This window comes from Paraburkholderia phytofirmans (genome assembly GCF_046028095.1).
Lineage (GTDB): Bacteria > Pseudomonadota > Gammaproteobacteria > Burkholderiales > Burkholderiaceae > Paraburkholderia > Paraburkholderia phytofirmans_A.
Map to the genome: position 1 here is coordinate 210,966 of NZ_JAQQDJ010000005.1, position 23,893 is coordinate 234,858.

A 23,893-nucleotide genomic window follows, 5' to 3' on the forward strand; every position below is an offset into this window, starting at 1 on the left:
AGAAGCCGTGCAAGGACGTAGAACAGATTCATGCGGGAACAGGACTCGGGCACAGCGTCGACGGGACGAACGCCGCGAGTCCGCGCGCCTAGACAGCAATCAGAGCGTGAGGCCCACGCGCCGTCCTTGGCCACCCAATCCGCACGGCTCACATTACGCGGAAAAAACGCCGCGACGAAAATCGAAAATAATTCAAAAATATTCGACGCTTTAAGCGTCGTGAAAGAAACCAATTAAAAATGGATTAAAACGAAATCGGCTATGGCGGGCATGTCCGCAGACCCACCATCACCCATCCTTACCGATGCAAAGCAAGGCGATCCGCACTTATTACATATCCCGTCATCCGTTCGACATAAGCATAAAAATCCATTGCGAATGGATAACGAAACACCCTGTTGCAATCTGATTCATTTATCCAATTCATTCCCGTTTTTTCACGATTTTATTTTCCCTAGAATCGATTGCACTTCCGTTGCGATGCGAAGCGAGCGCGCCTGCTCCACGAAACCCTCGCGCGATCCTTCGCCCGGCCCATCTGCTTCACACCATGGACGGTTCATGACTGCCAGCGCACTGCCCTTAGCGCCTTCCCACTCCCGCCGCATCGTGCAGCTCGACGGCTTGCGCGCCATCGCGGTACTCGCCGTATTCGCGCAGCACGCGTTGAAAGCGCCGCTGTGGATGGGCGTCGATCTGTTTTTTGTTTTGAGCGGTTTTCTGATTACCGGCATCCTGCTCGAACGCAAGGCGCGTCAGCAGTCGTATTTCGGCTACTTCTACGCACGCCGGGCGCGCCGCATCCTGCCGCCGTACGTGCTGCTGATGGTGGTGTCGTCGCTTCTGTTCGGCCTCGGCTGGGCAGAGCACTGGCAGTGGTACGCGTTCTTCGCGACCAATATCGGCGACGCGCTCAATCAGAGCGGTCACGACAGCCTGAATGTGCTGTGGTCGCTCGCCGTCGAAGAGCAGTTCTACATTGTCTGGCCGTTCGTGATCCTGCTCTTGCCCGAGCGCGTGCTCGGCTACGTGGCGGCCGCGTTGATCCTGCTGGTGCCCTTGCTGCGCGCGGTGGCGACGCCCTGGTTCGATTCGTTCTGGCCGATCTATTACCTCACGCCGTTCCGCATGGACCTGCTCGCGGCGGGCGCGCTGCTGGCTGTTGCCGTGCGGCGCGATCGCAATGCGCTCGCGCCTTACAAGGGCGTTGCCGTGCTGGGCTTGGTCGCGGCGCTGGCCGTCCTCGCGTGGCTGCATCTGCACTTTCCGCGCTTTCGCGCGGCCAATACGCCGCTCTCGAACGCCGGGCTCTACAGCGTTTCATTAGTGCTTTGTACTTCAGTCGTGGTCATCGCCCTGCAGAGCAAGGGCATCGTCGAACGACTGTTGTGCAATCCCGTGCTGGTCTATATCGGCACCATCAGCTACACGATTTATCTGATTCACCTGAGCGTGCTGTATGCGCTGTGGCCGCTGCATCTGAACCGCTTCGTGACCGCCGCGCTCGCGCTCGCGATCACGCTCGTCTACGCCAGCATCACGTGGTTCGCGTTCGAGAAGCGCCTGATTTTTGGCTCGGCGGGCAAGGCACCAGCGCCTGCGCCGGCGCAGGCCGCCAACGGCGGTGGCGTCAGCACGGCGCCGCAAAGCCGCGCATGAAGTGCATGACGCGCCGCGCATGGCTCGCTGCAAGCGTATGCGCCGCTGCATCGCTGCTCGCGTTCGGCGCGGCGCCGGGCCCGCGAACGCCGGTGCTGATCGAGGCCTACGGCGATTCGACAACGCTCGGCATTACCTGCAGCGAAGGCCATTGCGGCCCGCAGGCGCAAAACGCGGTGGCGTATCTGCAGGACGAATTGCAGGCGCATCACGGCGAACGGGTGCGTGTGACGAACTACGGCGTGGGCAACACGATGGCGACGCAACTGCGCGACGGCACGGGCAATCGCCGCGCCGGGCCGACGGCGGGTTTGCCGTGGCAGGAACGGCTCGCCGCTTCGTCCGCGCAGATCGTGCTGATCAATTACGGCATCAACGAAGTGATGCAGAACCAGACGCCCGAGCAGTTCTACGCGGCCGAAACGACGCTCGTGAAAACCGCTCGCGCACTCGGCAAGCAGCCGGTTCTGCAGACCGCGAACCCGATGCCCGACAACCGCCTCAACGCGCGGCTCGCGACGATGGTCGCGATGACGCGCCGCGTGGCCGCCGAGCAGCAAGTGCCGCTCGTCGACCAGTTCGCGTACATCAGCAGTTTGCCGGACTGGAAGACGCTGATGTCCGACGGTGCGCATCCCAAGCCGGGTCTGTATCAGCTTAAGGCCGAACAGGATTTTCAGGTCGTCGAACCTTTGGTGCGGCGGCTGTTGGAAGGCACGCCCTGAAGCGCTTTTTCTTTCTCTTTTAACAATCACGAAGGCAAGCTATGAGCCAACCACGCAAAGCGATCATCACCGGCGTATCCGGACAGGACGGCGCCTATCTGACCAAACTGCTGCTCGACAAGGGCTATATCGTGACCGGCACTTACCGGCGCACGAGCTCCGTCAATTTCTGGCGCATGCGTGAGCTCGGCGTGATCGATCATCCGAATCTGCGTCTGGTCGAACACGATCTGACCGACCTCGGTTCGACGCTGCGCCTGCTCGAAGGCGCGCAGGCCGACGAGTTGTATAACCTCGCCGCGCAGAGCTTCGTGGGCGTTTCGTTCGACCAGCCCGTGACGACCGCCGAAGTGACCGGCATCGGCGCGCTGAATCTGCTCGAAGGCATCCGCATTTTGAATCCGAAGACGCGTTTCTACCAGGCGTCCACGTCGGAAATGTTCGGGCTCGTGCAAGCGGTTCCGCAACGCGAGGACACGCCCTTCTATCCGCGCAGCCCGTATGGCGTCGCCAAGCTGTTCGCGCACTGGTCGACCATCAACTATCGCGAGTCGTACGGCCTCTTTGCGAGCAGCGGGATTCTGTTCAATCACGAATCGCCGCTACGTGGCCGCGAATTCGTCACCCGCAAGATTACCGACACCGTCGCCAAGATCAAGCTCGGCAAGCAGGACGTGCTCGAACTCGGCAACCTGAGCGCGAAGCGCGACTGGGGCTTCGCGCTCGAATACGTGGAAGGCATGTGGCGTATGTTGCAGGCCGATGAGCCGGACACCTTCGTGCTCGCTACCGGCCGCACTGAAACGGTCCGCGATTTCGTGCGCATGGCGTTTGCGGCAGCGGGCTATCAGCTCGAATGGTCGGGTAAGGAAGAGCGCGAGTCGGGAATCGATGTCGCCACCGGCAAGACCTTGGTGCGCGTGAATCCGAAGTTCTATCGCCCGGCCGAAGTGGACCTGCTGATCGGCTGCGCGGATAAGGCTCACGAAAAACTCGGCTGGAAACCGGAAACCACGCTGGAGCAGTTGTGCCACATGATGGTTCATGCGGATCTGGGGCGCAACGAGCATCACGAGACGTTTTGATTCGCGATGAGCGCGCGCGGCCACCGAAACGGCCGCGCTTTAAACCGCGCTCCTGATTCTTAGCGCAAAATCTCAGCGCAAAAAAACGCGGGGCCGGAACTTACATCAGGCCCCGCGTTTTTTGTCGTGCGTCCTGCCTCAGCGTTAGTGCACCCCACCCGCCGCAATCGCCTCGCCATACACGGACGCCACCCGCTTCGCGATCACCGAGTTATCGAAGTTCTCGCGCGCATAACGGCGGCATGCCTCGGCATCCGGCAATTTCAGCGTGCCGTTGAGCGCACCGGCGAGGCCATCCGCGATGGCCTTCGCGCCCGTCTCCGGCAGCACCAGATTCGGCGACAAGCCCGCCACCGCTTCCGGCAAGCCACCCACCGGCGTCACGAGCACCGGCGTACCGGAAGCCAGCGATTCGACCGTGATCAGGCCGAAGCCCTCGAGCGCCACCGTCGGCACGACACTGATATTCGCCGCGCGGTACAGCGCCGCCAGATGCTGATCGGGCACGAAACCCAGCAGCTTCACGTTGTCCTCCAAACCGGCCTCGGTGATGCGCGCCTGCAACTCGCCTTCGAGCCGCCCCTTGCCCGCGATCAATAACAGCACATCCGGCGCCGTGCGCTTGAGCAGCTTCACCGCATCGATCAGATCCTCGAGACCCATGCGGCGCACCAGACGCCGCACCGCCAGCACGATCGGCCGGTCCTGCGGCAATTGCAGCTTCAGACGCGCCTCTGCGGGCGTGATCGGCAGATTGAATTGCTCGACGTCGACGCAACCCGGCACGACGCGCACACGGTCCGGCGCAATGCGATAGCGCGAGGTCAGAATCTTGCCGAATGCCTCGGACAACACGATCAGCCGCGACGAACGCGCATAGACCGATTGCTCCAGATAACGTTTGGCGCGCTGGCCGAGCGAATCGGCGCCTTCCACGTGACTCTCGTCGGCCCACGGCCCCTGAAAGTGCGAAACCTGCGGAATGCCGCGCGTCACGTCGAGACCCGGAAAGGTATAGAGCGCGAAGTGCGACGAAATCACGTCGGGACGCGACGTGCTGATTTCCTGACGCAGCGCGCGGCGCGCCGCCATCAGCCGCAACGGCAGCGATTGCGCAGCGGAACCGAAGCCGTTGATGGCGCCGCCGGTGTCGGCCGCCACTTTCGGCGAACCGGCCACCACGCCGCGCACCGCGACGCCCGCGCCCGGCAGCGCGCCGACCAGCGAGTAGTACATGCGGTCGAGGCCGCCCGCGCGCTCGGGGAACCAGTGCATTCCGATCTGCAGCGATTTGATAGAACTCGTCGTCATGTTTGTGACCCCTGTGCGTTTTGAGAGTTGTGATAGTCGAGCGATAAATGCGTCAGGCGAGTGAGTAAAACCCACAACGTCATTCCGCGCTCTTCTGGCCGGCCAGCGTGTTCAGCGTCAGCGCGTCGGTCTTGGCGACCGCGGCCGCTTCCGCCTCGCTGCGTCGGCGATCCTTCTGCTGTCCAGCGAGTTGGCGATACAGCGCGATGTATTGCGCGGCCATGCGCGCCCAGCCGAAGCCGGTCGCGAGTTCATTGGCGGCGACACCCATCGCGCGGCGCGCCACGTGGTTGTCAGCAAGCCTTGCGACCGCGCCGGCCAGCGCCTTGGGATCGTCCGGATCGTCGAGCACGATGCCGCATTCCGGCGTGATGATCTCAGCGCCGCCCGCGGTGCGCGCCGTGACCACCGGCAAGCCCGCCGCCATCGCTTCGAGCAGCGACAGGCTCATCGCTTCATAGCGCGATGGAAACACGAAGGCGTCGACCGAATGCATCAGCACCGGCATCTCTTTCACGAGACCGAGAAAATGCACGCGATGCGCAATGCCGAGTGCCTTCGCTTCTTCCGGATACGGACTGCCCGGCAGGAAGCCGGCCACCGCGATCTGCACGTGTTCGGGCAGATGCTTGAGCGCGGCGAGCACGGTGCCGAGGTTCTTGCGCGGCGTACGCAGATCGCCGACGAACAGCAGCAAAAACGCGTCTTTCGGTAAACCGAATTTCTCGCGGTCGCCGGTGGCCGCGGCGAAGCCTTGCGTATCGACGCCGTTGTAGATCACGTCGACACGGTTATCGGGCGTGAGGCCGATCGCGCGGATTTCGTCGGCGACCTTTTGCGACACCGCCGTGATCACCTTTGAGCGCCGGTAAGCCCAGCGTTCGAGCAGCGCATTGCAGCGCGTATAAACGGATTGATACGCGGACCACACGCCCTTGGTGAGTCCGAACGGGTAGTACTTGCTGCCGAACCAGCCGCTATGCACGAAGTGCGAAGTGTTGACGTCGGCGGGCATCCACGTGATGAAGCCGTTCACGTGCAGCACGTCGTATTCGCGGCGATGCGCGCGCAGCCACAGCGCGCTCTTGAACGCGAACACCTGCTGGCGCAGCAGATTGGTGGGCCACCAGCGGCCGATCTTGATCGGCGCCCAGCGGACGTTCGGATGCGCGAGCAGATCCGGCGCGACGTGCGAGGCGACCAGCGTGACGCCGATATTCTCGTCGAGAGCCGCGCGCGCGATCTCGTGGTTGACGCGCCCCTGGCCGTCGTTATGGCGCACGACGTGCGTGACAATGGCGACTCTCAATCAGTGCCTCCGTGGAAAAATAGCGTGTGATTTGATAGACGTGCGCGGTTGATCTTTTCGTAATGCACCGCGGAAAGAATCGAAAAAACACTCATGAACAGCAGCAATCCGCCCGTGCCGACCAGCGAGTTGGTGAACACCAGCATCGCGAAGGTCGCGAGACTCAGGCTCATGCAGGCGGACACGAACTTGTCGTTACGCAGCTTGAACGACGCGAGCACCGCGCGCGTCACCAGCCAGATGATTCCGGACATGTAGAGCAGCGTGCCGGGCCAGCCGAGCACGAACGGAATGTTCATCACGCCGCTGTCGAAGTTGCCGTACTGGCCGAGCTGGCCGCCATCGTTCGAGAGCTTGGTGGAGGTGCCGGTGGCGCCCATGCCTTCGCCCGAGACATCGGTAAAGGCCGTTTTGGCGAAGGTCGCATAGAACTCGTTACGCGCGGCGTAGCTCTGGTCGTCGTTCAGATTGACGATGGTCGTGAGACGCGCCTGCATCCGCTCGGCCACCGGGCCGACCGCCAGCAGCGGCACGCACAACCCCGCCAACAGCACGGCACTCGCGACAATGCGCACCCGCACCTTGTTGTTCGATTTGACGAGCTGGATCAAGAGCGCGATGACCCAGCCGCCCCAGGTCGAGCGCACGAGGCTCAGCGCGAACGCGAAGAAACCGAGCGCCGCGGCGATCCAGCGCACCCGGTGCGTGGCCGCCATGACGAACACCATCGCGCCCATCATCGCGAACGCGAACGGTCCCGACGAGTTCATCGTGCTGAACACGCGCACGCCCATCGACACCGGGTCGCCTTGCGAATTCATCTGCGAGCCGAGCATCCACAGCGCGTCCCACGGCGGCATGATGAAGAACTGCACGAGGCCGTAGCCGCCCATCACCAGCATGCCCCAGATGAACGTATTGACGATGGTGTCGCGGTACTTCGGATACTGGCGCGTGTGCGCCATGATGTGAAAGCCGATCAGGATCGGATACAGCCAGTTCGCGAGGTCGTAGGTGGCCGCGAGAGGCCCGCTCGACATCACGCCGACCAGGAACGCATAGATGAGCCCGAGCAGGACCAGCAGCACCGGCAGGCCGCGCCGTTGCGCGAGCAGTTTGTAGTAGCGCAGCAGCGACAGCGCGCTGATCATCGTCACCGCGAGCGGCGCGACCTGGATCAGGCTGGTCGGCGTGAACGAGCCCTTGGACCAGTCGGCCAGACGCCGCACTTCCGGGCTCAGGAACCACAGCCACCACATGAAACCGATATAGCGCGCCGGACTCTTGAAGTAGAGCCACAGGCCCGTCAGGATCGCGAGCACCGGAAACGCGAGCGTGAGCACCGTGCCCTGATGCGCGCCGATCAGCAGCGTCGTGACGAACCACAGCAAAGCCTCCGGCAGCCATTCCTTGCGGCCGCTGGACGATGCCCGTCCATTGCCGTTTGCGCTAGCGGCGCTTCGCGTCAGCGTCGACATCGTTCAGAGACCTCCGCGCGACTGGCGCGCCGGCCGCCGCTCGGACTCGGACACGCCCGCGGCCGTCGCCATGCCGGCCGCCGAGCGCGTGCGCGCCGCAGCCCGCGCGCGCAGCATCTCCTGCGTGATCCGCACGTGCTGCATGGCGTAGTGCTGCGTGGTCAGATCGCGCGACAGCAAGCCGGCAGCGGCCGCCTGCGCCTGGCGCAGCGCGTCGAGCGGCGCGGCGGCGAGCTGATCGACCGCTTCACGCAGCGCCTGCGGGTTGAACGGCGGAATATAGAACGCCTCGCCGGCCGGAAAATAATCCTGCAACGCGCCGACGTTCGTGACCACCATCGGCTTGCCGACCGCCGCGGCTTCGAGCATCACCGTAATGCCCGACGCGTGCGAATTGGGCCGCAGCGGCACGACGATCACATCGGCCCAGTCGTACAGTTCGTGTTGCTTCCTGATGCCGGAAAACAGCGCGATCTCGACGTTCGGCGCGCGCAGCGATGCGGGAATCCTGCGACGCGTCGCAAGCTTCACGGTGTAGCGCGCGTCATTGCCGAACGCCTTGATGAGCGTCTCCCAATCGCGGTCACGGTCGTTGCCGATCGCGGCGATGCGGATCGGCGTGTGCGGCGTCCATTCGGTCGGCGTCTTGACGGGGAAGTCCTGCGTGTTCAGGCCATAGAGCAGCGGCTTGGCGTCGCGAGCGAAATAGCGCTGGCACAGTTCGGCGTTTTCGCTGGCGAGCGTGGTGAGCTGATCGGCGCGCGCCATCAGCTTGCGATACAGCCAGCTGCGCAGAATGCCGTAGGAAGGCCATTTATCGAGCAGCCAGACGCTTTGCGCGAGCAGCAAGGGGGAAGCCTCAGCGCCGGCCTCGCGGCCGCTCAGCAGCAGCATGAGGGCCGCTGACAGCCATTCCTGTTCCGTGTGCGTCCAGATCACGTCCGCGCGCAGCATCTCGGCGCGGTTGCGCCACGTGTGGATGAAGTCGAAGCCGAGCGCCGCCTTCAGCGCGCGGCGCAGCAAACGCACCGGCTTGCTTTCGCGGGCATCCTGCGAATAGGTGAGCCTGAACGCGTCGGATTCCGCGTGGTGATAGCCGTACAGACAACCGATGTTGTCGCCCGGTCGATAAAAGCGCGGGTCGGCGCCGTAAAACAGATGAACGTGAACTTTCGTACTCATGCAGGCACTCCGCTCTGCCGGTGGAAAGGGGCATCGGCGGCCCGGACGCGGGCCGTGCGCCGATGCGCGAACGTGCGGGACGTGGACGATGCGAACGAACCGGCGCTCACGCGGCGCGTGAGAGCGCGCGACGCGCCTCGTGTGCACCGCTGCGCACGGCGCGCCAGCGCGTGAGCTTCAGGCCCGCCTGCTTCGAGAGCAGCGCGAGCGCCGCGTGCGTGAGGCCCGGATAGACCCGCGTGCCGACCAGCGTCCACCACCACCAGGCCGTTTCACGACGCAGCGGCGGCAACTGGTCGCGCAGGATCAGATGGAAATTGAACGCGGCGTTGCGCAAGGCGGCCATGGTTTGCGCGTCGCGCCGGTCGTCGTCGAAACGCTCGGCGGGGAAATGATCGACCGCCACGCGCGGGTCGTACATCAGCTTCCAGCCTGCGTTCTTCACGGCGAGGCTGAACGCCATGTCGTTGTGGACCTGCGCGCCCGCGCCGCGCAACCGTGCGTCGAAGCGGATGGTGCGCACCGCCTCGCGGCGGTAACTCATGTTGGCGCCCTTCAGAATGTCGACTTCGCGCGCGCCGCCCACACCCAGATGATGATTGCCGATGATCTTGCCGTGCGCCGTGACCTTGCCTACCAGCGGCCGCTCGCCGTCCAGCACGCGGCCTTTTTCGTGCACCCAGTCGCGTCCGCCGAGCGCGCCGAGGCGCGCGTCGCCCTCGAATGCAGCCGCGATGCGCTCGACCCAGTCGACGTGCGGCGCGGCGTCGTCGTCGGTGATCGCGATCACGTCGCCGCGCGCGGCGTCCAGACCGCGATTGAGCGCCGCGACCTGGCCGGGCACTTCGACAAGCGCCAGCGCGAGCGGCAACGCGCCCGCTACCGACCGATCGCGCAGGCACGCGTGGGTCGCTTCGTCGTCGGCGCGCGCCACCACCACCACTTCGTCAGGCCGCCGCGACTGCCGTTGCAGCGCCGCGAGGCAGCGCGCCAGATCGGCCGGCCGGCGGTAAGTCGGAACCAGTACCGTCACTTTCATCGTGATGTCCTTTTGTTATCGTCGTTGCGCGAGGTTTGCAGTGCATATGCAAACCCGCCGCCTCAGGTGCTCAGGTATTCCTGCACCGCCGCATAGCCACGGTCGTAGCCGCCGCGCGAGCGCGCCGGCATGCCGTTGAAAATGCCGCCCTGCACGTGCACGCCGGCCGCGCGCAGACGCTTCAATGCATCGTTGATCTCGCCTTCGCTGTGCATGCCCGAGCGCATCACGAAGAAGGTCGAACCGGCATACGCACCGATGATCGACGCATCGGTCACGGCCAGCACTGGCGGCGTGTCGATGAGGATCACGTCGTAGCGCTTGGCGAGCCCTTCGAGATACTGCGGCAGACGCGGCGACATCAGCAGTTCCGACGGATTCGGCGGACGGCGGCCGCACGAGATGAAGCTCAGGCCGTCGACCTGCGAGCTGCGGATCGCTTCTTCCAGCGAGATCTGGCCGCTCAGCAATTCGGACAGGCCGTTATCCGGCGCACCGCCCAGATAGCGTTCGAGCACGCCGCGGCGCATGTCGCCGTCGATCATCAGCACGCGCTTGCCGGAATTCGCGAGCAGCACCGCGAGGTTGACCGTCAGGAAGCTTTTGCCGACGCCCGCCATCGGGCCCGTCAGCATGACGATGCGGTTCTTCGCGTCCATCAGCGTGAACTGCATGGAGGTGCGCAGACTGCGCAGGCTTTCGACGGTGACGTCCTTCGGCCGCGCGTTCGCGAGCACCGAGCGCAGACGTTCGCCGCCGCGCTGGAAGCTGGCTTCGAGCACGCCCTGTTCGGCGGAAAGCGGCACGAGGCCGAACACCGGCAGATGGAACGCGCGCTCGATGTGATCCGGGTCGTCGATGCCCTTGAACATATTGCGGCGCAGGAACACGAAGCCGGTCCCCGCGATCAGCCCGAGAATCACCGCCGCCGACAGGATCAGCGCCTTCTTCGGCTTGACCGGCACGCCCGGACGCAGCGCGGCGTCGACGATATGCACGTTGCCGCCGGTGCCGGCCTTCTGCACGGACAACTCCTGCACGCGGTTGAGCAGCAGCACGTAGATGTCTTCCGCCACCTTCGCGTCGCGCTGCAACTGCACGGCCTTCACTTCGGTGGCTGGCAGATCGCGGAAACGGTCGGCGTATTTGGTGCGCTGCGCCTGCAATTCGGCCATCTGCTCACGCGCGGCTACCAGCATCGGATGATCGTCGCCGTAACGCTCGGTGAGCTGCGCCATCTGCAGACGCAAGCCGGCGATCTGCTGCTCGTACTGCACGCTGCCTTCGAGGTACACCTTGGCCTCGTCGCTCGCGTTGATCGAGCCGGACTGGCGCTGATACGCGGTCAATGCGGCCTCGGCGCGTTCGAGATCGGACTTCAGGCGCGGCTCTTCGCTCTTGAGGAAGTCGAGCATCTTGCTGGCGTCGGCCTGCTTGTTCAACACGTGCTGGCGCACATACGATTGCGCGAGCGCGTTGGCGACCAGCGCGGCATGTTCAGGGCTCTTGTCTTCCAGCGAGATCTGGATCACGCCGGTCTGCTTGCCCTGCTCCTGCACCGTGATGGCCGACTGGAACGCGGAGATCGCGTCGAGGTCGTTGGCGCGCATCACCGTGAATTCCTCGCCCGGCCGCGCCACCAGTTTGTTGACCATGATGGTCACGCCGCCGCCCTGTTCCTGCTGGCCGACCTGGCCGTGCAGCAGCAGCGAGCCGTTCGCGGCGTACAGGTTGTATTGCTGGGCGTCGATCACCTTCATGGTCAGCTTCTGACCTTCCAGCGCGGGGATCACGTCGATCGAATCGACGTCGGCCTCTTCACCGCCCCATGCGTACGACGACAAACCGAGCCACGGGCGCGCCGGCTGACCCGGCGTGGCCATGCGCGCGGCGATGCTGCCGAGCAGCGGGAACGTCTTCGGCGTGACGCTGAAGTTCAGCTTCAGTTGCTGCACGACCGGGCCGACCACGCCGCGGCTCTTGATGATTTCGATCTCGGCGTCGGTCGGCAGCGAAGTCGAGCCGGTGGTGATCGCCGCGCCGGTCTGCGTCTGCGTGAGCGCCTGCGACGTGTTGTCCGATTGCTCGACCCGCACATGCGCGTCGGCCGAATAGATCGGCTTGGCGAGAAAACAATAGGCGCCGGCGATCCCGACGATCACCGCGGCGATGGCGATGAGCCACCAGATGTCGTCGAGGATCACCTGCACCAGTTGTCCGAGGACGACGTCCTCTTCTTCGGTCTTGATCGGACCGGCCATGTGTGGAGAGATTTGGTTGCTCACAATTCGCTTCCCGTATCGGTTACAGCGGTATTTGCTTCGGTCCCGCGCCACGTCCATCACGGACACGGCGCGGCGCGGGGCCTGACGACGGCTCAGACTGCGGTTACGGCGATCAACGCGTCAGCTGTTTCAGGTAGAACAACGTCTGCACACTCGGCAACACCTGCTGCAACACACGGTTGAAGGTGGTCGACGCGGCAGTGCCCACGTACACGACATCCAGCGGCTGCAACTGGAACTGCGAGGACAGCATGATGGCGTCCGGCTGCGTCATGTCGAGGCGATACACGTCCGGCGTGGTCGGGTGATCCTTCATGCCGCGCATCACGAAGATCTGGCGCGGATTGGCGTCGGTATCGAGAATGCCGCCGCCTTGCGTAAGCGCATCGGCGATCGTCATGCGGCCTTTGATGATCGGCAGCTGGATCGGCGTCTTCACTTCGCCCATCACGAAGACGCGGCTGTCGGTGCGGTCCGGTACGTTGATCACGTCGCCGTTTTGCAGCATCACGTTCTGCGTGGTGTCGCCGCGATCGAGCATGCGATCGGCGTCGAGCACATAGAGCTTGTTGTTGCGCGTGAGACGCACGCGCTGAATGTCGGCGTCGGAGTTCGTGCCGCCCGAGCGCGTGATCGCGTCGACCAGCGTGAGCGGCACGTCGCTCATCGCGAGCGGGCCCGGCGTCTTCACTTCGCCGGTCACCTGCACTTTCTGGCCGCGGTACGACAGCACGCGCACGTCGACCTGCGGATTGCGGATATAGCGCACGAGGCCGGTGCTCAACTGGTCGCGCACTTCGCCGACGGTTTTGCCGGCGGCCCGGATACGGCCGACGAACGGGAAAAAGATCGTGCCGTCGGCAGCGATGGTCTGGCCGTACGGATCGGCCTGGCCCGGCAGCGCGGCCGTGTACGGCTGCTGCAAGGCGCCGCCGATCGACTGCGTGGTGTTGCCGCCCGCCGACAGCGTGCTGCCTTGCGGCGTGGTCAATTCAGGGTGATCCCACACGGTGATGCCGAGGATGTCCTGCGGTGCGAGGCGGTACACGTACTGCGACGGGTCGCTCAGGTTCGAGGGCGGCAGCACCTGCGTCTTCGCGGCGGCGGCTTGCGCCTGCGCGGTCACGACGGCGGCATCGATCACATGGACCGGATAGGTCTCGGCGGCCTGGCTGTCGTGCTTGCCGTCGTCTTTCAGACGGGACGTATCGAGGTAATTGCCGGGTGCGGTGGCGCAAGCCGACAGAAAGGACGTCAGCAGAAGCGTGGCGGCAAGATTCGACTTGAGCTTCTTGGACTTGCCGTTCGCGAGTGAGTGTGCAGCGGGTTTTTTCATCAGCATATTTTTTTCAGCCATCCCATGACCAGATGTTCGATGAGCACGAGACTCTCCCTATAAGCGGTTTCCGCACCGCCGTGCGGATCGGCGACGTCGGAATCCGCTTCCCACTTGCCGAGCGGATAGACCTTGCCGCGTGAAGCCGGATCGAGCGCTTCGACGTCGCTCACCTGCGCGCGCTCGGTGACCAGCACCAGATCGGCGTCGCGCACGAGTTGCCGGTCGAGCCGCCGCGAGTAGTGGATGCCGGAGGCCACGCCCTGCTCGGCGAGCAGGCGTTGCATGACCGGGTCCATGGCGTGGCCGTTCATCGCCCGCAAGCCCGCCGAATGAAACGCGATCGGCGCCGCCTGCGAACGCTGCGCCGCGCGTTGCCGGGCCTTGAAGAGCATTTCGGCGGCGGGCGAACGGCAGACGTTTGCATGGCAGACGATCAGTACGTTGGCGAACATGGCGGGCTCCGTGATGAAGGCTTGTCGGTACGTGGCGACGGATCAGCGGCCGGCTTCGGCCGTGTCTGCCGCTTGCACTTGCGCTTGCGCTTGCGGCAAGGCGCTCGTGCCGACCTTCGCCGGTGCGATGCGCAGCGCGTGCTGACGGCCGATCGCGTGATACTCGATACCGAGTTCGAGCAGCGCGTCCGGTTCGTACAGGTTGCGGCCGTCGAAAATCAGCGGCGTCTTCAGGATGCGTTTGAGCGAGTCGAAGTCCGGGCTCTTGAACACCTTCCACTCGGTGAGGATCACCAGTGCGTCGGCGCCTTCCGCGGCATCCATCTCTTCCTTGACGAACTCGAGGCGCGCGTGTTGTTGCGGCACGTCCTTGAGATCCAGTGCGAAGACGCGTTTCGATTCGTCGATCGCGACCGGGTCATATGCCTTGACGCGAGCGCCACGGCGCAGCAGTTCGGCGATCAGCGGACGGCTCGGCGCTTCGCGCATGTCGTCGGTATTCGGCTTGAAAGCGAGGCCCCACACGCCGAAGGTGCGGTCCGACAGGTCTTCGCCCAGACGCGACACGATCTTGTGCGCGAGCACTTTCTTCTGCGTGTCGTTGACGGCTTCGACCGCTTCGAGAATGCGCAGATTCGCCTTGAAATCAGCGGCTGTGCGGATCAGCGCCTGCACGTCTTTTGGAAAACACGAGCCGCCGTAGCCGCAACCGGCGTACAGGAAGTCGTAGCCGATGCGCGGATCGGAACCGATGCCGCGACGCACGGCCTCGATATCCGCGCCGACGCGATCGGCCAGATTCGCGAGTTCGTTCATGTACGAAATGCGCGTGGCGAGCATCGCGTTGGCCGCGTACTTGGTGAATTCGGCCGAGCGCACGTCCATGTACAGCGTGCGTTCGCGATTGCGGTTGAACGGCGCGTACAGGCGCTTCATCAGGTCGCGCGCTTTTTCGCCGGGCACGTCTTCGTCGCAACCGAGCACGATGCGATCGGGCCGCGTGAAGTCTTCCACCGCCGCGCCTTCTTTCAGGAACTCGGGATTCGACACCACGGAGAACATGTGCGCCGCGTTGCGTTCGACGAGTTCGGCGGCGATCACTTCGCGCACGCGCGAGGCCGTGCCGACCGGCACCGTCGATTTATCGACGATCACCTTGAAGCCCGTCATATGGCGGCCGATATTGCGCGCGGCGGCGAGCACGTATTGCAGGTCGGCGGAACCGTCTTCGTCGGACGGCGTGCCGACCGCGATGAACTGGATATCGCCATGCGCGACGGCGGCTTCGACGTCGGTCGAGAACTTCAGGCGGCCGGCCTTGCGATTGCGCGCGATGATTTCCTGCAGACCCGGTTCATGGATCGGCACGCCGCCGTTGTTGAGCACGTCGATCTTGCGCTGATCGACGTCGAGACAGAACACATCGTGGCCGATGTCGGCCAGACAAGCGCCCGTCACGAGGCCTACGTAGCCACTACCGATGATCGTCAGGTTCATGTATTGCACCTCGGAAAATGGAATCCAATAAAAAGTCACAAGACGCGTGACCGAAGCCCGCAAGAAAACGCCGGGCCGCCCCAAGTCTTCTTGCACCCCCTCGGGGGGCTGGCGCGAAGCGACAGGTGGGGGCCGTCAGTAAGCGTTGCTGCCGACGAAGCCCTTCCACAGCGTCAGCACGACGATCTTGATGTCGAGCCAGAAGGTCCAGTGCTGCATGTAGTACAGATCGAGCTTGACGCGGCCCATCATCTTTTCGATGCGGTCGGTTTCGCCGCGATAGCCGTTGATCTGCGCCCACCCGGTGATGCCCGGCTTGATCCGGTAGCGGTGCATATAGCCCTTCACCAGATCCTTGTAGATGTCGTCGTGCTCGAGCGCATGCGGACGCGGACCGACCACCGACATCTCGCCGCGCAGCACGTTGATGAACTGCGGCAGTTCGTCGAGACTGGTGCGCCGCAGGAACGCGCCGACCGCCGTGATGCGCGGGTCGCGCCGCGTGGCCTGGGTGATCTTGCCGTGCTCTTCCTTGTGCATCTTCATCGAGCGGAATTTGTAGATCTCGAACTGATGACCGTCGATGCCCTTGCGCTTCTGCCGGAAGAACACGGGGCCCGGCGAATTGATCTTCACCGCAACGGCGATCACCAGCATTACCGGCGCGAGCGCGGTCAACGCGGCGAGCGCGAACAGACGGTCGAACACGCGCTTGGGCAGCACGCGCAGATCGGTGATCGGCGAGGCGGCCAGGTTGATCGCCGGCACGCCGAGCAGATCGACCATCGGCTGATTGAACAGCGTCAGGCTGCGCACGTCCGGAATGAAGCGGATGTTCACGAAGTCGTTGCGCAGATCCATCACGAAACGATGGATCGCTTTTTCCTTCGAGATCGGCAGCGCCAGCCACAGCTCGCGAATCGCGCGCTGGCGCACGAGCTGCAGCATGCGCTGATAGTCGCGCTCGACCGGCACGCCTTCGATCGCTTCGCCCGCGTCCGGGTCTTCGTAGTGATTGATCGTGCTGTCTTCATCGAACACCACGACCGGCGAGAAGCCCGCGTCAGGACGGCTGCGCATCTGCTGGATCAGAAAGCGCCCATACGGCGCGCCGCCGACGATCGCCACCGCGCGCTGATTGAAGCCTTCGCGGCGCAGTCCGCGCAGAATCGAATAGACGATTACCTTGGTGACGACCAGCAGCACGATCGTGGCCACGGCCCAATAGACGAGCCACAGCCGCGACAGGCTGTCCGAGCGGTGCAGGCTGAAGCTGATCAGCACGCCGGTGACTTCCACCAGCAGCCAGCCGCCCGCCACGCGGCACAGCAGGTCGTAGAGCGGCTTGCCGCGCCACGACTGATAGATCCCGAGCGCCGGGAAAAACACCACCACCAGCAGGCAGTCGAACGCGAGCGAGACGCTTTGCATATCGTCCAGCCACACGACTTTCCCGCTGTGCACGGCCGCCGCGATGGCGGCGCCGAGCGCGACCATGGCGATGTCGATGATTCTCGATAGAACGCTCAGCATGCGCTGCCCCTCAGTTCGTCAGTCAAGTGCCATCCGTTGGTTGGTTGAAATGCAGTCCGGCGACGGGACGCACAACGCCGGTAACCGCGTCATGCAATTCCATGCGCGACGCGTAACTGTTTGAACCGGTGCTAATTGCCCTTCTGTTTCCCACTCGAAAAAATGCCTGAACGGCCGATTGGGAAATCTGTGTCGGAATGAGTGAATACCCTTGTTCAGGTATAGATAAAGCGATATTAAAATTCCCGCTGCAAGACCGCAAAATATCTCAAATTGTATCGGTCATTGTTTCGGCATTTTTTCTGAATTTTGTTCGGCAATTGTTACCGAATTCGGCGTTTGACAGGCATCCTGCAAGCCTTGATTTAAGCCGATCTCGTAAATTCAGAGCGTTTTCCTGCGAAGCTTACACATCGCCCTCCGCCATCATTCTGACGCATGGACGACGGTAAAAAAATGACCCGTGATTTTTTTCGGGTAATTTTTCTTTTTAAAAAATTACCCGGACATTTTTTCTTCACGAAATTGAGAAACTGATTAGGCATTTTATATAGTTTCTATTTAACGCGCTTTTATTGATTCCTGAGTTCGTGATAAAACTCGACGCATTCACCCAGCCTCGAGGAGTCCATCATGACAGCTCCGGTTACGGCAACGCCCGCCGACACCCGGTCCACGCAAGTCAAGTCCCTGAACGTCAAGCTCAAGGTTCATCCCGTGATTCTGGCGGGCGGCTCCGGCACGCGGTTGTGGCCGATGTCGCGCGAACAGCATCCGAAACAGTTGATCGGCCTGCTCGGCGACGATTCGCTGCTGCAATCCACCACGCGCCGCCTCGAAGGACTCGAAGCCGGCTATCCGCTCACCGAGCAACTCGTCGTGGTGGCCAATGAAGAACAGCGCTTCACCACTGCCGAGCAATTGCGCACGAGCGGCAAACCGACCCGCCTGATTCTCGAACCCGTTGGCCGCGACACGGCGCCGGCGCTCACGGTGGCCGCCCTCTCGGTCGCCGCGCAGGACGAAGACGGCATCATGGTCGTGATGCCCGCCGATCACGCGGTCACCGACATCGACGGATTTCACGCGGCCGTGGCCGCCGGCGTGCAGCACGCGGCGGCCGGCCATATCGTCACGATGGGCATCGTGCCGACGCGCGCGGAAACGGGCTACGGCTACATTCGCATCGGCGCGGCGCTTGGCACGACTAATCACACGCAAGAGGCCGACGCGGAAGTGATCGGCAAGGTCGGCGCGCACAAGCTCGATCGCTTTGTCGAGAAGCCGCATCTGGAGCTGGCGCAGCGTTACATCGAATCGAAGGAGTACTGGTGGAATAGCGGCATCTTCATCATGCGCGCATCGACCTGGCTGAAAGCGATCCGCTATTTCCAGCCGGCCATTTACGAAGCCTGCGATGCGGCCTTCGCGGGCGGCAAGGCGGACGGCGACTTCTTCCGTCTGCAACGCGACGCGTTCAGCGCCTCGCCGTCGAATTCGATCGACTATGCGGTGATGGAACAGCTCGGCAACGATCAAAGCGCGGCCTCGGGCGTGGTCGTGCCGTTGCAGGCAGGCTGGTCCGACGTGGGTTCGTGGGACGCGATCTGGGATATCTCCGACAAGGACGCCGATCAGAACGTCGGGCGCGGACGCGTGATGTTCGAAGGCGCGGCCTCGACCTTCGCGCATTCGGAAGGACGCCTGATTGCCTGCGTGGGCACGCAAGATCTCGTGGTGGTGGAAACGGCCGACGCCATTCTGGTCGCCGACAAGTCGCGCGTGCAGGACGTCAAGAAGATCGTGGGCCGGATTCGCAACGACGGCGGGCTGGAAGCGGCCAGCCATCGCAAGGTGCATCGCCCGTGGGGCAACTACGATTCCGTCGACACCGGCGAGCGTTTCCAGGTCAAACGGATCGTGGTGAAACCGGGTGCGCGGCTCTCGCTGCAAATGCACCATCACCGCGCCGAACATTGGATCGTCGTGCGCGGTACGGCGCTCGTCACGCGTGGTGAAGAGCGCTTTATCATCTCCGAAAACGAATCGGCTTATATTCCGCTGGGTGTCACCCACCGCCTCGAGAATCCGGGCAAGATGCCGCTCGAAATGATCGAGGTCCAGTCCGGTTCGTATCTCGGCGAAGACGATATCGTGCGCTTCGACGATACCTACGGACGTCAGTAACGCGCGTGAACGAGGGGCGTCGGCAAACGGCGTCCTTCTGACAACACCAGTGAATCACAACGAAGTCACAACGAATGAAGCGGGAACCTGCGGCGGTTGCTCCTACCGGCCGCGGGGAACTGCCGTGCTAGCCGCCGCGCTCACCCCGCGTGGGAAATGAGTTCTGTGTACGACGGATAACGATCTGATGCACTGCTCTCGGTCGCTGCGGTGGCAGCGGCCGGTTCGCCGGGATAACGGCGCAACGGACCACGGAACGCATTGAGCGGTCCATGCAACGGCGCGCCGTGATTGGCCGCGACCGGCTCGGGCACATGGCGCAAGGCGGGCAACGGACGTGCTGCGACGCTCGCCGGGTTCGCTGAAACATGAGCCGGCGCTTGAGCCGCAGCCGCGGATTGCTCTGCCGCCGCCAACGTGAGGCATTCGCGGTCGATCCATTGCCGCGCCCAGTCGAGCGCGTATTGCTCCGCCGCTTCGGCTTGCGCAAAGCGCGGGCCGACGAGGCCGGAACGCTCGACGCGTTTGCCGTCCTTCATGATTTCCGCCCACGCCCGATACATGGCGTTCGGCACCTGCTCCGCCGCGACGTAAATCATGTAGCCGCGCCGGTCGGCGATTTCCGTGCCGCGTGGCGCGAGGCTCATCGACAGCGGGCTGCGCCGATCGTCGGGTGCGGATGGTCCGCGCGCCGACGCGATGGCGGAGTTCAAACCGTGCATGGCGGCACCGACCGCGCGCGCTTCGTCCGGACGCGGCAGGCCGGCCCGTACGACGTGCCGTGCGGGCGCTGCGACGGGTGCGGCGGGCGCACGAGACACCGGCGGCACATGCGTCACGCCGGACAACTGACGCGTGATGTCGGCAATCGGATCAGCCGAACGCCAGCTGCCCAGGCTGCTCGACACGCCGCCTGGCGCTTGCCATGACTCGGGGCTTCTCCAGGACACGCCACGCAGATGCTCGTCGCGCACGCTGGGAGTTTGCGCTACCGGTGCCGCGGGTTTGGCCGCGACTGGCGGCGCCGGCTGGGGGACGTACGCAAAGGTGCGCCCGGTTTGCGATAACAGCCGAACCATCTCGAGAAGCGTGCCGTTCAATTGCCATTCTTCAAAACGGCGCCGGCAAGTCGGACCCGACGGATAACGCCCTGGCAGTTTCGACCAGGGTTCACCGGTTGTCAGAATCCACAGGACGGCATTCGCCACGATGCGCGGTTCGGCGCGGGGCCGGCCGCGTCGGTTTAGACGGACGGCCGGCTCATCTGAAACAAGCGCTGCCAGCAGCGCCCATTCGTCATTGCTTAGCTCATCGAAAAACATTGGATTTTCTCCACGCAGCCTGGCCAGGCCGCGGCTTTGGACTGCCACGGATTCAACTTTCACGACCCGTGTGCAGGCCTCGGTTGCACAAATATGTTTTGTACGTTTTGTTGTCTGGTCAATACCGCCCCGACTTAGTGCGGTTCGTCCCTATTGCGAAGCACAAAACGTGGTCTCACTCGTGCATGGGAGAATTTGTGCACGAAGCATACCATCCCCAGGGTTTGCGTGAATATGAATGAGACAAGTGTTACGGATGGAAACAATCTTGTCCTTTTTGCTGCGTCATTCCTCGCAATGCCGTCATAAAAGTCGCGTTGCTTCCAGTAGAAAAATGGCGCTATTGCATCGCACAACACGCAGGCATCGCGGCGAATAACGTTTATGAATCCGTTGTTCGACCGGCACGGGATTTCAATGCATTTTGGCTCGGCTTTAGCCGATCGACTGAAGAGCCGGAAGCAGCGTTGAGCAATCTATGTACAGTGCATCAACGCAAAGGAAATCGCGCGGTGTGATCGGCGCAGGCCCACCAGTCGGACGACGGATTTCGTCACTCGCCGCTTTGCCGATACGACCGACAGACCGGCGTTCAGCGCACGGGTTTCGCCGCTCTCTCGCCCACCACCGTCGTCCATTCGCGTACGCGCCAGCGTGTCACGAGACCGGCGAGTACATATGGATCGGCCTTGGCAAAGGCTTCGGCGGCAGCGGCAGAGTCGCCTTGAAAGAGCAATATGGCGGTGTCCGTGGGCTCGGCCAGCGCGCCGGCCAGCAACAACTCGCCGCGCCCGGCGGCCGCCCACGCCAGCTTCAGATGCGCATCGCGATACGCCGCGCGCCGTTCGAGATAGTCGGACACCAGGTCGTACATCAACAGATAGTGCATAACGAGCCTCCTCGGCCGGTGTGAGAGCGGATCAGTTGCGCAACCAGCGGCATGCCTTCTGGTCAATATTACCCATATGTTGGGTAGCGGAATTTCCTGCCGAATTACAATTCAATTGCACGTGCAGCAATGCGCAAAACATGCTTGAATTTTTCACCGATCCGATGGAATTGTTTAGTGCTAATTCGTTTGAATTCGCCTCATGAATTTAATCTGGAATGCATAACATAATTCCATAGCCGCGCCATTCGCATTCATACTCCAATCCGCCCTCAGTCCCCGTCGCGTAGGGGAAAACCAGCGTCGACGCCTGTCAACCGGATTGCGCTTTTAGCCGTTCTGGCAGACAGCATTTGCCATAATGGACGTGCCGAGGGTCCTGGATACCGTTGACGCCCGCGCGCATGAACGACCAAAAACGTTTTCACCACCGATGGAGTGTCACATGAAAATCCAATCCGCTATCGCTACGCTGGTTCTGGGTGCTGTCCTCGTTTCTTCGCCGGTGTTCGCACAGAACAGCCAGCAAACCAAAATGGCCGACTGTAACAAGCAGGCCGGCGACAAGAAGGGCGACGACCGCAAGGCGTTCATGAAGACCTGCCTGTCCGCAAAGCCGGCTGCCGCTGCGCCAATGAGCCAGCAGGACAAGATGAAGGCGTGCAACACGCAAGCCACCGGCAAGAAGGGCGATGACCGCAAGGCGTTCATGAAGAGCTGCCTGTCGTCCGCGCCGGCTAATTAAACACGACGAATCGGCGCCGCGCGACAAGCGCGGCGCCTGCGCGCGTTCAACTCGAACACTGCGGTGCCGGTGTCCCGCGCTCGCTCTGCGCGTCCCCCGCCCCTTCCTGCGCAGCCCATCCGCCCGAACCCGCCATTTTTCTTCTATGATGGCTGCGGAGACGGCCCACCCCCATACAACATTAGACGGGCCGCCATCTTGTCGTTGGTGCTGCAGAGCATCCATCGGAGGCAAGGATGGTATCGAAGCATAAAAACCGCTGGTTGAGGCGGTGGCTGGTCGTCATCATTTTCTGGGCGGTGCCCGTGGCGATCGTGGCGGTGAGCGAAATCCGGGAGGAAATGGCGTACAACGCCGTCGACCTCGACCGTGCGCTGACTACATGGAATTTCACCGACGCGCAGCGCGCCGCCGGTGCCCCCGCGCGCTGCCATGGCAAGCCCGACGAAGCGCAAGCCGCGGGCTGTCCGGCCGACGTGCTCGCCGCCAACGCGCCGCGCCAACAGGACGCGCGCAATGAATACAGCGTGCGCCGCTCCACTCTGATGGCTTATCTCTGGCACGCGTTCGTCGGCTACTGGATCGTGCCGGCCGTGGCGCTGTTTCTGCTCGGCGTGCTGATCGGCATGGTGCGCCGCGCGCTGCGGCGTCCGCCGGCGGTCAAGAGTCCGGCGAACCACGGTTGAACACGCGCCGGGATCGAAACGGCCGAATCGCCGTGCCGATCAACGGCCGATCAACGGGCCGATTAGCGGGGCTGATTTACGGACCGAAAAAGGACCGAAAAGCGAGCCAACAGCGGGCGGAACTGCGGCGTTACGACAACACTTTCAATTCGATTTCAGCACCGGTTCGCGCGGCGCAAAATCGGTAAAAAAGAATGATTGAGGCGATCGCCGCCATGCTTTCTTTGGCCGCCGCAAAACGCTATGCGATTCGTCCAAACCCACTCAAACACGCGCCGCGTGTAGCGTTACGGCGTGCTGCGACGTCGGTCAAAATTACAGCACGACACCTTACGATTTGCCCGAAACCCCCGCTGCACAAGGCTTTTCGCCTGACGAGGAAGTGCGCCTTTTGTGCTTGCGTGTGATATAACTCAAAAGCAACCTGGCTACTCAGATGAGGTTGCGCCCCGGAACAATGACGGAGAAAAACGATGCAAAGACGAAACTTCATGCTGAAGACTACCGCTGCGCTCGCTTTCGGAGGCCTTGCACTCGCCGGTTGTACGACCAATAAAGGCAACCCGGATACACCCGCTACCGATTCAGCCAAACGCCAGTCGATCGACGCTAGCGTCGAGGGCACAATGTCGCGGCTCTACACTACCGTGAAGGGTTCGCGCGAACTGGTCTCGAAGGCGCGTGGCGTTCTCGTATTCCCGTCGGTGCTGCAGGTGGGCTTCGTCGTCGGTGGACAGTATGGCGAAGGCTCGCTACGCGTAGGCGGCGGCACGGTCGGTTACTACAGCACGATTTCCGGTTCGTTCGGCCTGCAGGCTGGCGCGCAATCAAAGGCGATCATCTTCCTGTTCATGACGCAAGACGCACTGGACAAATTCCGCAGCGCCGACGGCTGGTCGGCGGGCGGCGACGCGTCCGTCGCGCTGATCAAGATGGGCGCCAACGGCGCGATCGATACCACCACGGCCACCGCCCCGGTCGAAGTGTTCGTGCTGACTAATGCCGGCCTGATGGCCGACGTCTCGCTGCAAGGCACCAAGGTCACGCGTCTGAAGATCTAGACACGCCGTCTGGTTGCCGGTCTGCGGGGTGTGCGTCTGATCCGCCGGTTCCGTGAGCAGCGGTGCCGGATCAGACGCAATCCTGCGCAGCCTGCCTTTGCAACGTCAG

19 protein-coding genes are annotated in these 23,893 nt (G+C 63.1%); 7 read left to right on the forward strand and 12 right to left on the reverse strand.

The window, feature by feature from the left end:
• Positions 1-561 precede the first annotated feature (561 nt).
• Genes PQR54_RS16765 through gmd form a run of 3 tightly spaced genes read left to right on the forward strand, consistent with a single transcriptional unit; the run spans position 562 to position 3,469 of the window.
• Positions 562-1,659, forward strand: a complete 1,098-nt coding sequence (locus PQR54_RS16765; RefSeq protein ID WP_408247538.1) for an acyltransferase family protein — start codon at positions 562-564, stop codon at positions 1,657-1,659.
• Positions 1,660-1,664: 5 nt separating this feature from the next.
• Complete coding sequence (locus PQR54_RS16770; protein ID WP_408248064.1) at positions 1,665-2,384, forward strand: SGNH/GDSL hydrolase family protein; 720 nt, start codon at positions 1,665-1,667, stop codon at positions 2,382-2,384.
• A 41-nt stretch (positions 2,385-2,425) separates the two neighbouring features.
• On the forward strand, positions 2,426-3,469 hold the full coding sequence (gene gmd / locus PQR54_RS16775; protein WP_408247540.1) for a GDP-mannose 4,6-dehydratase: 1,044 nt from the start codon (positions 2,426-2,428) through the stop codon (positions 3,467-3,469).
• 144 nt (positions 3,470-3,613) lie between these two features.
• Here gmd and PQR54_RS16780 read toward each other — a convergent pair whose 3' ends face one another.
• From PQR54_RS16780 to PQR54_RS16825, 10 genes are all read right to left on the reverse strand, one after another.
• Positions 3,614-4,780: a glycosyltransferase family 4 protein gene (locus PQR54_RS16780; RefSeq protein WP_012432972.1), complete on the reverse strand. Its 1,167-nt coding sequence runs from the start codon at positions 4,778-4,780 to the stop codon at positions 3,614-3,616.
• Between the two features lie 79 nt (positions 4,781-4,859).
• Entirely contained in the window at positions 4,860-6,089 is a 1,230-nt protein-coding gene (locus PQR54_RS16785) for a glycosyltransferase family 4 protein (RefSeq protein WP_408247542.1), read from the reverse strand.
• Complete coding sequence (locus PQR54_RS16790) at positions 6,086-7,567, reverse strand: glucose-6-phosphate isomerase (protein ID WP_408247544.1); 1,482 nt, start codon at positions 7,565-7,567, stop codon at positions 6,086-6,088. The genes PQR54_RS16785 and PQR54_RS16790 overlap by 4 nt, the downstream gene beginning before the upstream one ends.
• A gap of 3 nt (positions 7,568-7,570) precedes the next feature.
• Positions 7,571-8,749: a glycosyltransferase gene (locus PQR54_RS16795; RefSeq protein ID WP_408247547.1), complete on the reverse strand. Its 1,179-nt coding sequence runs from the start codon at positions 8,747-8,749 to the stop codon at positions 7,571-7,573.
• 106 nt (positions 8,750-8,855) lie between these two features.
• The gene (locus PQR54_RS16800) at positions 8,856-9,788 is read right to left on the reverse strand and encodes a glycosyltransferase family 2 protein (protein ID WP_408247549.1); all 933 of its coding nucleotides are present in this window, start codon (positions 9,786-9,788) and stop codon (positions 8,856-8,858) included.
• A gap of 62 nt (positions 9,789-9,850) precedes the next feature.
• Complete coding sequence (locus PQR54_RS16805) at positions 9,851-12,049, reverse strand: polysaccharide biosynthesis tyrosine autokinase (RefSeq protein WP_408248066.1); 2,199 nt, start codon at positions 12,047-12,049, stop codon at positions 9,851-9,853.
• A gap of 136 nt (positions 12,050-12,185) precedes the next feature.
• Positions 12,186-13,415: a polysaccharide biosynthesis/export family protein gene (locus tag PQR54_RS16810; protein ID WP_408248068.1), complete on the reverse strand. Its 1,230-nt coding sequence runs from the start codon at positions 13,413-13,415 to the stop codon at positions 12,186-12,188.
• Positions 13,409-13,864, reverse strand: a complete 456-nt coding sequence (locus PQR54_RS16815) for an arsenate reductase/protein-tyrosine-phosphatase family protein (RefSeq protein WP_408247551.1) — start codon at positions 13,862-13,864, stop codon at positions 13,409-13,411. Before PQR54_RS16815 ends, PQR54_RS16810 begins: the two co-directional genes overlap by 7 nt.
• 42 nt (positions 13,865-13,906) lie before the next feature.
• Positions 13,907-15,361, reverse strand: coding sequence for a UDP-glucose dehydrogenase family protein (locus PQR54_RS16820; RefSeq protein ID WP_408247553.1), 1,455 nt, complete (start codon positions 15,359-15,361; stop codon positions 13,907-13,909).
• Positions 15,362-15,496: 135 nt separating this feature from the next.
• Complete coding sequence (locus PQR54_RS16825; protein WP_408247556.1) at positions 15,497-16,894, reverse strand: undecaprenyl-phosphate glucose phosphotransferase; 1,398 nt, start codon at positions 16,892-16,894, stop codon at positions 15,497-15,499.
• Positions 16,895-17,527: 633 nt separating this feature from the next.
• Between PQR54_RS16825 and PQR54_RS16830 the strand changes: the two genes are divergently transcribed.
• On the forward strand, positions 17,528-19,081 hold the full coding sequence (locus PQR54_RS16830) for a mannose-1-phosphate guanylyltransferase/mannose-6-phosphate isomerase (RefSeq protein WP_408247558.1): 1,554 nt from the start codon (positions 17,528-17,530) through the stop codon (positions 19,079-19,081).
• Between the two features lie 140 nt (positions 19,082-19,221).
• On the opposite strand, the gene PQR54_RS16835 is transcribed toward PQR54_RS16830, so the two are convergent.
• Together PQR54_RS16835 and PQR54_RS16840 are read right to left on the reverse strand one after the other, a co-directional pair.
• The gene (locus tag PQR54_RS16835; protein ID WP_408247560.1) at positions 19,222-20,403 is read right to left on the reverse strand and encodes a DUF6566 family protein; all 1,182 of its coding nucleotides are present in this window, start codon (positions 20,401-20,403) and stop codon (positions 19,222-19,224) included.
• A 592-nt stretch (positions 20,404-20,995) separates the two neighbouring features.
• Positions 20,996-21,292 (reverse strand): YciI-like protein, encoded by a 297-nt coding sequence (locus PQR54_RS16840; protein WP_408247562.1) that lies wholly within the window; start codon positions 21,290-21,292, stop codon positions 20,996-20,998.
• A gap of 445 nt (positions 21,293-21,737) precedes the next feature.
• Between PQR54_RS16840 and PQR54_RS16845 the strand changes: the two genes are divergently transcribed.
• The 3 genes from PQR54_RS16845 to PQR54_RS16855 all read left to right on the forward strand — a co-directional run bounded on the left by PQR54_RS16845 (position 21,738) and on the right by PQR54_RS16855 (position 23,784).
• A complete protein-coding gene (locus PQR54_RS16845; protein ID WP_408247564.1) occupies positions 21,738-22,037 on the forward strand; it encodes a PsiF family protein in 300 nt (99 codons plus the stop codon).
• A 236-nt stretch (positions 22,038-22,273) separates the two neighbouring features.
• Entirely contained in the window at positions 22,274-22,723 is a 450-nt protein-coding gene (locus tag PQR54_RS16850) for a hypothetical protein (protein ID WP_408247566.1), read from the forward strand.
• Positions 22,724-23,196: 473 nt separating this feature from the next.
• Positions 23,197-23,784, forward strand: a complete 588-nt coding sequence (locus PQR54_RS16855) for a BPSL1445 family SYLF domain-containing lipoprotein (RefSeq protein ID WP_408247568.1) — start codon at positions 23,197-23,199, stop codon at positions 23,782-23,784.
• Positions 23,785-23,893: the final 109 nt, after the last annotated feature.

Excerpts from the sequence above, each read along its gene's own strand:
- PQR54_RS16765 (WP_408247538.1), top strand. The coding sequence starts at position 562 with ATGACTGCCAGCGCACTGCCCTTAGCGCCTTCCCACTCCCGCCGCATC.
- PQR54_RS16770 (WP_408248064.1), top strand. The coding sequence starts at position 1,665 with ATGACGCGCCGCGCATGGCTCGCTGCAAGCGTATGCGCCGCTGCATCG.
- gmd (WP_408247540.1), top strand. The coding sequence starts at position 2,426 with ATGAGCCAACCACGCAAAGCGATCATCACCGGCGTATCCGGACAGGAC.
- PQR54_RS16780 (WP_012432972.1), bottom strand. The coding sequence starts at position 4,780 with ATGACGACGAGTTCTATCAAATCGCTGCAGATCGGAATGCACTGGTTC.
- PQR54_RS16790 (WP_408247544.1), bottom strand. The coding sequence starts at position 7,567 with ATGTCGACGCTGACGCGAAGCGCCGCTAGCGCAAACGGCAATGGACGG.
- PQR54_RS16795 (WP_408247547.1), bottom strand. The coding sequence starts at position 8,749 with ATGAGTACGAAAGTTCACGTTCATCTGTTTTACGGCGCCGACCCGCGC.
- PQR54_RS16800 (WP_408247549.1), bottom strand. The coding sequence starts at position 9,788 with ATGAAAGTGACGGTACTGGTTCCGACTTACCGCCGGCCGGCCGATCTG.
- PQR54_RS16805 (WP_408248066.1), bottom strand. The coding sequence starts at position 12,049 with ATGGCCGGTCCGATCAAGACCGAAGAAGAGGACGTCGTCCTCGGACAA.
- PQR54_RS16810 (WP_408248068.1), bottom strand. The coding sequence starts at position 13,415 with ATGCTGATGAAAAAACCCGCTGCACACTCACTCGCGAACGGCAAGTCC.
- PQR54_RS16815 (WP_408247551.1), bottom strand. The coding sequence starts at position 13,864 with ATGTTCGCCAACGTACTGATCGTCTGCCATGCAAACGTCTGCCGTTCG.
- PQR54_RS16820 (WP_408247553.1), bottom strand. The coding sequence starts at position 15,361 with ATGAACCTGACGATCATCGGTAGTGGCTACGTAGGCCTCGTGACGGGC.
- PQR54_RS16825 (WP_408247556.1), bottom strand. The coding sequence starts at position 16,894 with ATGCTGAGCGTTCTATCGAGAATCATCGACATCGCCATGGTCGCGCTC.
- PQR54_RS16830 (WP_408247558.1), top strand. The coding sequence starts at position 17,528 with ATGACAGCTCCGGTTACGGCAACGCCCGCCGACACCCGGTCCACGCAA.
- PQR54_RS16835 (WP_408247560.1), bottom strand. The coding sequence starts at position 20,403 with ATGTTTTTCGATGAGCTAAGCAATGACGAATGGGCGCTGCTGGCAGCG.
- PQR54_RS16840 (WP_408247562.1), bottom strand. The coding sequence starts at position 21,292 with ATGCACTATCTGTTGATGTACGACCTGGTGTCCGACTATCTCGAACGG.
- PQR54_RS16845 (WP_408247564.1), top strand. The coding sequence starts at position 21,738 with ATGAAAATCCAATCCGCTATCGCTACGCTGGTTCTGGGTGCTGTCCTC.
- PQR54_RS16850 (WP_408247566.1), top strand. The coding sequence starts at position 22,274 with ATGGTATCGAAGCATAAAAACCGCTGGTTGAGGCGGTGGCTGGTCGTC.
- PQR54_RS16855 (WP_408247568.1), top strand. The coding sequence starts at position 23,197 with ATGCAAAGACGAAACTTCATGCTGAAGACTACCGCTGCGCTCGCTTTC.